Source organism: Verrucosispora sp. SN26_14.1 (assembly GCF_004307965.1).
GTDB lineage: Bacteria > Actinomycetota > Actinomycetes > Mycobacteriales > Micromonosporaceae > Micromonospora.
Map to the genome: position 1 here is coordinate 1 of NZ_SISL01000250.1, position 8,751 is coordinate 8,751.

At 69.9% G+C, this 8,751-nt stretch carries 7 protein-coding genes; 1 reads left to right on the plus strand and 6 read right to left on the minus strand.

Annotation, left to right across the window (positions count from 1 at the left end):
• Positions 1 to 349 precede the first annotated feature (349 nt).
• The 6 genes from EYA84_RS20465 to EYA84_RS20490 form a co-directional block, all read right to left on the minus strand.
• A complete protein-coding gene (locus EYA84_RS20465; RefSeq protein ID WP_236145867.1) occupies positions 350 to 3,088 on the minus strand; it encodes a LuxR family transcriptional regulator in 2,739 nt (912 codons plus the stop codon).
• On the minus strand, positions 3,055 to 3,249 hold the full coding sequence (locus EYA84_RS20470; protein WP_131054659.1) for a hypothetical protein: 195 nt from the start codon (positions 3,247 to 3,249) through the stop codon (positions 3,055 to 3,057). Before EYA84_RS20470 ends, EYA84_RS20465 begins: the two co-directional genes overlap by 34 nt.
• Positions 3,250 to 3,549: 300 nt before the next feature.
• Complete coding sequence (locus EYA84_RS20475; protein WP_131054660.1) at positions 3,550 to 4,758, minus strand: ABC transporter ATP-binding protein; 1,209 nt, start codon at positions 4,756 to 4,758, stop codon at positions 3,550 to 3,552.
• 10 nt (positions 4,759 to 4,768) lie between these two features.
• Positions 4,769 to 5,599: a carbohydrate ABC transporter permease gene (locus EYA84_RS20480; protein ID WP_131054661.1), complete on the minus strand. Its 831-nt coding sequence runs from the start codon at positions 5,597 to 5,599 to the stop codon at positions 4,769 to 4,771.
• 1 nt (position 5,600) lies between these two features.
• Positions 5,601 to 6,521 carry a carbohydrate ABC transporter permease gene (locus tag EYA84_RS20485; RefSeq protein ID WP_176095912.1) on the minus strand — a complete coding sequence of 307 codons (921 nt, stop codon included), beginning with the start codon at positions 6,519 to 6,521 and terminating at the stop codon, positions 5,601 to 5,603.
• A 62-nt stretch (positions 6,522 to 6,583) separates the two neighbouring features.
• Positions 6,584 to 7,849 (minus strand): ABC transporter substrate-binding protein, encoded by a 1,266-nt coding sequence (locus EYA84_RS20490; RefSeq protein ID WP_131054663.1) that lies wholly within the window; start codon positions 7,847 to 7,849, stop codon positions 6,584 to 6,586.
• A gap of 302 nt (positions 7,850 to 8,151) precedes the next feature.
• Between EYA84_RS20490 and EYA84_RS20495 the strand changes: the two genes are divergently transcribed.
• A complete protein-coding gene (locus tag EYA84_RS20495; protein ID WP_131054664.1) occupies positions 8,152 to 8,730 on the plus strand; it encodes a DsbA family protein in 579 nt (192 codons plus the stop codon).
• Positions 8,731 to 8,751: the final 21 nt, after the last annotated feature.

Sequence of the window (8,751 nt, forward strand, 5' to 3'; positions counted from 1 at the left end):
GTGCGGCGGCCGAGGCCGCCGGGCTCCGTCACCGCCCGCGTACCGACCTGCTGGCCGCCACCCTCGCCTGGGAACGTGCCGAAGGGCTGCACCGGGACCGCCGCGCCGGGCTGAGCAGCGCCCGGGAAGCCGCGCTGATCGACGCCTTGCGGGGTGTCGCCGGATGAGCGGCGCCTCCGTGCGGGGCGTCGTGCGCAGAGCGGTTTCCGCTCCGTGCATGGGCACACCCGCATCACCTCACACCGAGAGCGCTTGACCCGACAGTTGGCCGCCGAGTAGCCGCAGCTTGGTGCATCCGGCGGCGTCGCTGCCAGCCGTTGCCGCACGGCTCCCTGGTCGACGGTGGCGGTCAATGCCGCCCGAGGAGGTCACCCACCTCGGTCCGGGACGAGACGCCCAGCTTCCGCAGGATGTTCGACACGTGCACGGCGGCGGTCTTCGGTGAGATGTAGAGACGCCGGGCCAGCTCGGTATTGGTCAGCCCGTCGCTGATCAGTACTGCCACCTCCCGCTCGCGGGGGGTCAGGGCGGTCGGACCTGTGACCGCGGGTATCGCGTCGACCGGCGCCATGCCCAGTTGGGTGCGGACGTGGGCGAGCTGGGCCACCCGCCAGCCACGCCACTCGGCCAGCAGGGGTGCGGCGGCCTCCACCTGCGCGGCGGCCTCCTCGCGCTGGTCGTCGGCGAGCAGACACCGGGCGGCGCCGACGCGTACGGTGCCACGGGTCGCCGGCACCAGGATGTGGGCGTCGGCGATGGACAGGTAGCCGGCCAGCGCCTCGACGTGCTGGCCGCGTGCCTCCGCGAGCTGGGCGTCGACGAGCGTCCGGTAGGCGTCCCAGACGTTGGCATCGAGTAGCGCGGCGGCCATCTGGTCGAGCCGGTGCGTCGGCAAGCCGATGTGCAGCGCGGCAGAGATCAGATCGTGGGCCGTCTCGTTGCTGCGCCACGGCTGCTCGGACAGGGCCGTGGTGAGTTCCTCCAGGCGCGCTTCGGCGCGTGGGAGGTCGCCGCGACGACAGGCGAGGTGGAACGCGAGGCTGGGAACCGTCGCCGGCCAGTTGTCGGGCAGCGCCGCCAGGTCCGTGACGAGCTGCTCGGTGTGGTCCAGCTCGCCGGCCTCCAGATAGAGCCCGGCGAGGAAGACCCCGTGATAGTCGGCCCAGCGGCCCCGGCGCCGGTAGCTGCGGTCCTGCTCGCGCCCCTCCTCCAGCGCCGTGGTCGCGGCGCGCAGGTCGCCGGCCCGCACCGCCAGCCGGGCTCGGCCCTGGAAGTAGGTGGCCACCGCGAGTGACTCGAAGCCGGCTCGCTCGGCGTCGACCCGCATCCGTTCCAGTGTTTCGGCCTGCTCGGTCGGCGAGGTGGGTGGCTCGCCGTGCACCAGGGCGTCGAGGGCGCGGGCCGCCAACACCCACTCGCCCGCCTTTTCGGCCTCGTCGACGAGAGCGGACAGGATTTTGCGGCCGTCGGCGGCGGTCTGCGGGCGCTCGACAAGCGTCGCACCCTTCTCGACCAGCGCGGCCAGGCGTACGGCTGGCAGGTCGAACTGCTCCGCCAGCGCCAGCGCGCGGTCGGACCAGAGCAGCACGGCGTCGCAGTCGCCGCGCAGGTACGCCGACTGGGCGATCGCGGTCATCGCCCGCGCCTGGTCAGCGCCGGGGGGAAGCTGCGCGATCAGGGTCCCGATGTCGTGCGTCAGCGCGCGCATCTCGTCGGTCTCGCGGGACTCCCACGCGATGCGGACCAGCAGGTACAGCGACTCGGCAAGGTCGGTCGTGGTGTCGGCAAGGTCACGCCAGCGCCGGCCGTACCGCAGGGCGTCGTCCAGCAGTCCGGCCAACCATGCCGCTCGGGCGGCCGAGGCGAGCAGGTCGGTGGCCTCGGGCACCTCGTCCAGGCCCATCTCCGCCAGTTGCAGGGCCTGGTAGGCGGAGCCGATGGAGAGGAAGAACTCAGCGCCGCGACGGGCCGCCGCGATCATGTCGTCGTACCGGCCGGCGCCACGGGCGTGGTGCGCCACCATGGCCGGGTCGGAGGCACCACCGTTCAGGAGTACGTCGAGTGCCCTCTCGTGTAGCCGGCGGCGCTGCCGGCCGAGCATCTGGTCGACGATCGCCTCGCGCACCAGTGCGTGCCGGAACGCGAACTCGTCGTCGCCGGACTCGACCAGGACGCCCCGGGTGACCAGGTCGCGTAACACGGCGATGAGCTGGTCCTCGCCCACACCGGTCACGTCGGCGAGCAGGTCGAACGGGATGCGGTGGCCGAGCACGGTGGCCGCCTCGACGATGCGGTGGCTGACCGGGTCGAGGTCGTCGACCTGTCGGCGTAACACCTCGGCGAGACTCCACGGCAGCGGTTGCTCGACCAGCGCCTCCACGTCGTTCCCGGGCAGCGCACGCAGCAACTCCTCCAGGAAGAACGGGTTGCCACCGGTGCGGTGGTGCAGTGCCGCCACGGCGCGCACCGGCGCCGGAGCGCCGGTGGCCGCCGCCAGCAACGCCGCGGTCTGTGCGGGGGTGAGACGGTCCAGGCGGACGTGGGTGACGGTGTGCCGGCGTTCCATCCGGGCCAGCAGGCCCGCCACCGGTTTGCGACGGGTCACCTCGTCCGGCCGGTACGTTCCGATGAGCAGCCGCGGCCCGCGCTGGTCGGCGATCCGCTCGAACAGCGCCGCGCTCTCCGAGTCGGCCCAGTGCAGGTCCTCGAAGACGATGACCGCAGGGGAGTCGCCGATCAGGTCGGCCAGGATCGCGAGGCCGGTGTGCAGGCGCTCGACCGGGCTGCGCCGCGGGTCCGCTAGTGCCGCGAGCTGCTCCTCGTCGCTGCCTGGACGGCCGTCGATGGCGCCAAGGAGCACCTCGTACGGCCGGGACAGCGAGCCGGGTTCCGCCTGGCCGACCAGCACCACGGTCTCTGCCGACACGGTGGTCAGCAGCTCGTGCACCAGCCGGGTCTTTCCGATGCCCGGCTCACCCGCGATGAGCGCAACCGCCGGCTCCCGCGCCGAAGCGAGCTGCGCCAACCGGCGCAGCTCGCTGTCCCGCCCGATCATCACTGGGCTGGCACCGCCGCGGATGGTTCGCACGACGTGAGGTTACCGGCGGGCTGGCCACGGACGGCCGGGGTGTCACGGGCCCGGTGGGCCCGGCGGGCGGTGGTGAGTAGGCGCTCGCTGTCGGCCTCGGCGATCAACTCGCGGCGACGATCGTTCGCCAGAGCCAGCATCGTGCCCGGGTCCATCAACATGGCTTGTCTCCTTGTCAACCGCTGATGGATCAATCGTCGGTTGACACCGGTGCGGCCACATCGGGCAACACGTACCTATCTTCACTGCTCACCGGGGTTTAGCGACGCACGCGAGCCACCTAGGCATACCTAGTGCCTGCACGCTTCAGGGCCGTCCACCCGTGGAGGTCACCGGATGCGGGGGCATCGGCGGCTGCCGCGTGCCTGGTGGTCAGCATCGTTGCTGCGGGCGCCGTGGGCAGACAGAATCGTGCCCCCGACGGGTCCGTCGGGGGCACGAGGTGTGTCAGGCGTACGTGGTCAGGCGTCCAGGGCGCCGGCCGCGCGGCCCTCGTGAAGGGTGAGGTTGCGGCCGTCGGACGGGTCGAACAGGTGGATCTTCTCCAGGTTGAACCAGACCCGCCGGTTCTCCCCCTCGGTCACCGTCGACTCGGCCGACAGGCGGGTGACCAGGTTCGATCCGCCACCGGCGAAGTCGGCGGCACCGGTGTCGGCGGCCAACTCCTCCAGCTCGGCGGCGGTGGCCCGCTCCCCCTCGACGGTCAGATAGACGTACTTGTCCGAACCCATCGACTCGACGATGTCCACCGGCGCCTCGAACTCCATGCCCCGGCGGCGGGTCTCGTCGTCGATCAGCTCGGCGTCCTCGAAGTGTTCCGGCCGGATGCCGAGGATCAGGTCCCGGGAGGCGTCGGCGGCCTCCAGTTCGCGGCGGATCCGGTCGCCGATCGGCACGTCACCCAGGGCGGTACGCAGGGTGCCCTCTTCGATGGTGGCGGGCAGGAAGTTCATCGACGGGGAGCCGATGAACCCGGCCACGAAGAGGTTGTTCGGGTTCTCGTACAACTCCTGCGGCGGGCCGACCTGCTGGACCGCCCCACCTCGCATGATCACCACGCGGTCGCCGAGGGTCATCGCCTCGGTCTGGTCGTGGGTGACGTAGACGGTGGTGGTGCCGAGCTTCTTCTGCAGGCGGGACACCACGGTCCGCATCTGCACCCGCAGCTTGGCGTCCAGGTTGGACAGGGGCTCGTCCATCAGGAACGCCTTGGGCTGACGGACGATCGCCCGGCCCATCGCGACCCGCTGCCGCTGCCCACCGGAGAGGTTGGCCGGACGCCGGTCCAGCAGCGACGTCAGTTCGAGGACCTTGGCCGCCTCGTCGACCTTGCGGTTGATCGTCTCCTTGTCCAGCTTGGCCAGCCGCAACGGGAACGCCATGTTCTCCCGCACGGTCATGTTCGGGTACAGCGCGTAGGACTGGAAGACCATCGCGATGTCCCGGTCCCGGGGGGCCTTGTCGTTGACCCGTTCACCGCCGATGCGCAGGTCACCGGAGCTGATGTCCTCCAGCCCGGCGATCATGTTCAGGGTGGTGGACTTGCCGCAGCCGGAGGGACCGACCAGGATCACGAACTCGCCGTCGGCGATCTCCAGGTCGACGTCCCGTACCGCTGTGGTGCCGTCCGGGAACTTCTTGTTCACCTTGTCGAGCACGATGTCAGCCACGAGTAATCACCTATCCCTTGACGGCGCCGGAGGTCAGGCCGGAGACGATGCGGCGTTGGAAGAAGAGGACGAACAAGATGATCGGTACGGTGATCACCACGGCCGCCGCGCAGATCGCCCCGGTGGGGTCCTCGAACTGCGACTCGCCGGTGAAGAACGACAACGCCACCGGCACCGTGCGCGAGCGTTCGGTGGAGGTCAGCGAGATGGCGAACAGGAAGTCGTTCCAGCAGAAGATGAAGACCAGGATCGCCGTGGTGAAGACCCCGGGTGCGGCGAGTGGGGCGATGACCCGCCGGAACGCCTGGCCCTGGGTGGCACCGTCCATCTTCGCGGCCTTCTCCAGATCCCAGGGGACCTGCTTGAAGAACGCGGACAGCGTGTAGATCGCCAACGGCAGCGCGAAGGTGATGTACGGCAGGATCAACCCCGGCCAGGTGTCGAAGAGCCCCAACTGCCGTTCGATCTCGAACAGCGGCGAGACCAGCGACACCTGCGGGAACATCGCGATCAGCAGGGCGACGCCGACGAGCAGGCGCTTGCCGGGAAAGTCCAGCCGGGCGATCGCGTACGCGGCCATGGTGCCGAGCACGACGGCGATCGTGGTGGCGATCAGCGCGATGCCGATGGAGTTGATCAGCGCGCGGACGAACTGGTCGGTGGCGAAGATGTTGCGGTAGTTCTCCAGCGTCCACTCGCGCGGGATGAAGTTGCCGTCGGTGAGCGTGGCCGGCGTCTTGAACGACAACGACATGATCCACAGCACCGGGATCAGGGCGAACACGACCACGATCGTGTTCATCACGCCCCACTGGAGCTTGGCCTTGGTGGTGTCAGCCATCTCAGCGCCTCTCCCCGTCGTCACTGCCGGGGGCAGCGGTACCGAACAGCTTCACGAAGATGAACGCGATGATCGCCACGGCGATGAAGATCAGCACCGACATGGTCGAGCCGATGCCGAGGTTCAGGCCCCGGATCAGGTTGTTGTAGGCGATCATCGACACCGACGAGGTCTCGTTGGCCCCGTTGGTCAGCACATAGATGTTGTCGAAGACCCGGAACGCGTCGAGGGTGCGGAACAGCAGAGCGACCAGGATCGCCGGCTTCATCACCGGCAGCATCACCTTGGTGAACCGCTGCCACGCGGTGGCCCCGTCCGTGGAGGCCGCCTTGAGCAGGTCCTCCGGCACCAGCGCCAACCCTGCCATCAGCAGCAGCGCCATGAACGGCGTGGTCTTCCAGATCTCCGCCAGCATGATGATCGCCAGCGAACTGGCCCGTTCGGTCAACGGTGCGCCGTCGGAGAAGAGGTTGGCCAGGTAACCGGTGCCGGGGGTCCACGCGTACCGCCAGGAGAAGGCGGCGACGACCGTGACGATCCCGTACGGGATCAGGGCCGCCGTCCGCACGATGCCCCGGCCGACCAGCGTCCGGTGCATGACCAGCGCGAGCCCCATGCCGAGCACCAGCTCCACGGCGACGGTGACCACCGTGATCAGCATCGTCACGCCGAACGCGGTCCACCAGAAGTCGTTGGTCAGCACGGTGACGTAGTTGTCCAGGCCGACGAACTCCCGCTCGTCGGGGAAGCGCAGGTCGAAGCGCTGCAACGACAGCCACACCGAATAGAGGATCGGATAGCCGGTCACCGCGACCATGACCAGCGCGGCCGGCGCGCACAGCAGCCAGCCCAGTTTCCGTTCGGCCCGCTTGTTCTCGCTCAGCGGGGCCTTACCGGAACGACGGGACCGCTGCGCGGGCACCGATCGGGCCGCGTCGGTCGTCTCGTCGACCGTGTCGGTGCCGCTCGTCGTGGTTCGCTCGGTCACGGCAGAACCCCCCTCGACTCCAGCGCGTCCGCGATGGCGTCGCGCAGCTCGTCCGCGGTCGCGGGCGGGTCGATCGCCGACGGCGGCGACAGGATCGCCGACATCACCGTCGAGATGCTCTGGTACGCCGGAGTCAGCGGCCGGACCGCCGGGTCCTGCAACTGTTCGAGGATGGTTTCCTTCATCGGGTACGCCTCGTCCATCTCCGGGTCGTCGTACACGCTCTCGATGGTCGGCGGCACGCCGTCGTTGATCGCCGAGAACTTCTGGCTCTCCGCGTTACGCAGGCACTTGGCCGCCTCGAAGGACTCCGCCGGGTGCTTCGAGTGCGAACTGACCGCGAGGTTGATCCCGCCGATGGTGACCCGGCCCGGCGTGCCCTCGTCGATGCCGGGCACCCGCGCCCAGGCGACCTGCTCGGCCAACTGCGGGTTGGCCTCCTGCATCGCCGGATAGACGAACGGCCAGTTGATCTGGAAGGCGCCGTTACCGGCCTGGAAGTCCAGCCGTACCGGGTCCTCCATGGCGTTGCTGAACGACGACGAGGTCACCCCGGAGGTGGCGAAGTCGCGGAGCTGCTCCAGCGCCCGCACCGCACCCTCGTCCATCGCGGCCTCGGTGCCCTCGGCGTTGAGGATGTTGCCGCCGGCACTGGCGACCAGGGTGTTGTAGAGCACCACCAGGCCCTCGTACTGGGCACCCATGGTCAGCACCTGGTGCGGCTGGCCCTGCTCCTTGAGTCGCTGCGCCATCTGGATCATCTCGTTCCAGGTGGTCGGCGGCTCGGGCACCAGGTCCTTGCGGTACCAGAGCAGCTGGACGTTGGTGTTCTTCGGCGCGCCGTAGAGCTTGTCCTCGTGCCGCGCGGTCTCCAGCGGCCCCTCCAGGGTGCCGTCCTCCACCTCGGCCCGGTCCTGCCCGGTCCATTCCAGGACCCACTTCGCGCCGGCGAACTCCTGCGTCCAGGTGACGTCGAGACCGAGCACGTCCATGCCGTCGTCGTTGGCCGCGAGCCGGCGCACCATCTGCACCCGCTGCTCGTCGGCCTCGCGCGGCAGCACCCGGTAGTCGATCCGGTACCGGCCAGCGGCCTGCGTGTTGCATTGGTCGACCACCTGCTGGAAGTTCTGCTCCGGCGGGTAGTAGAGGTTGATCGTGGGCACCCCACCGTCGTCGCCGGAGGCGCACGCGGCCATCGGTGCCAGCAACGTCAGCGCGGCGGTCGCCGCCGCGACACGTGCCCGAGGTCGGCGTCTGCTCATACCGGCACTCCGCCGCGCTCCGGGCCGCCGCCCGGCACCACGACGCCGGGCCTGCTGTACGGCTGATCCATGACCCCTCCCTCGGTCTCGGCCAACAGCCGGGGAGAGGTCTCGTGCCCCGGCGCACGACGACACGGCCAGGGCTTCTGACCTGCCGGTTCGCCGCCCTGGCGCCTCGTGGCTGGAACACTGCCCGAGCCGGGAAGCCGCGAAACCCACCGCGTGACACGACTTAAACGTCACTTTGCGTGGTCCGGGTCACACCGGAGGCCGGCCCGAAGGGTGGGCGTTACTCTCGGGCGGTGGATGCCACCTTCTTCTTCGATCCCCTCTGCCCGTGGACCTGGCGCACGTCGCGCTGGCTGGTCGCCGCCGCCGAAGCCCGTGACCTGCGCATCGAGTGGCGGGCGTTCAGCCTGAGCATTCTCAGCGGGGGTCAGGCCCCACCGGAGTACGCCGAGGCGATGGCGGCGTCGAGCCGGGCGCTGCGGCTGGTGGAGGCCCTGCGCGCGGAGGGCCGCCACGAGGACGCCGGCCGGTTCTACACCGAGTTGGGCACCCGTACCCACGACGCCGGCAACCCGCCCAGCGACAAGCTGGTCGCGGAGGCCGTGACAGCGGCCGGTCTCGACGAGGCGGCCTCCGCGCTCGACGACGACCGCTGGGACGCGGAGGTGCACTCCTCACACGCGCTGGCGTTCGGCTCGGCCGGTCCGGACATCGGCTCGCCGGTGTTGATGATCCCCGGCGCCGACCGGGGTCTGCACGGCCCGATCCTCACCGAGGTACCCGACCTCGACGACACCCTGACCCTCTGGGACAACCTGCTCCCCCTGCTCCGCATGTCCGCCTTCCACGAGGTCAAGCGCGGCCGCCGCTAACCCCTCCCCCCTCCCACCCAC

What these genes read in the sequence shown, in the direction of transcription:
- EYA84_RS20470 (WP_131054659.1), bottom strand. Translation starts at nt 3,249, where the DNA reads ATGTTGATGGACCCGGGCACGATGCTGGCTCTGGCGAACGATCGTCGC.
- EYA84_RS20480 (WP_131054661.1), bottom strand. Translation starts at nt 5,599, where the DNA reads ATGGCTGACACCACCAAGGCCAAGCTCCAGTGGGGCGTGATGAACACG.
- EYA84_RS20490 (WP_131054663.1), bottom strand. Translation starts at nt 7,849, where the DNA reads ATGAGCAGACGCCGACCTCGGGCACGTGTCGCGGCGGCGACCGCCGCG.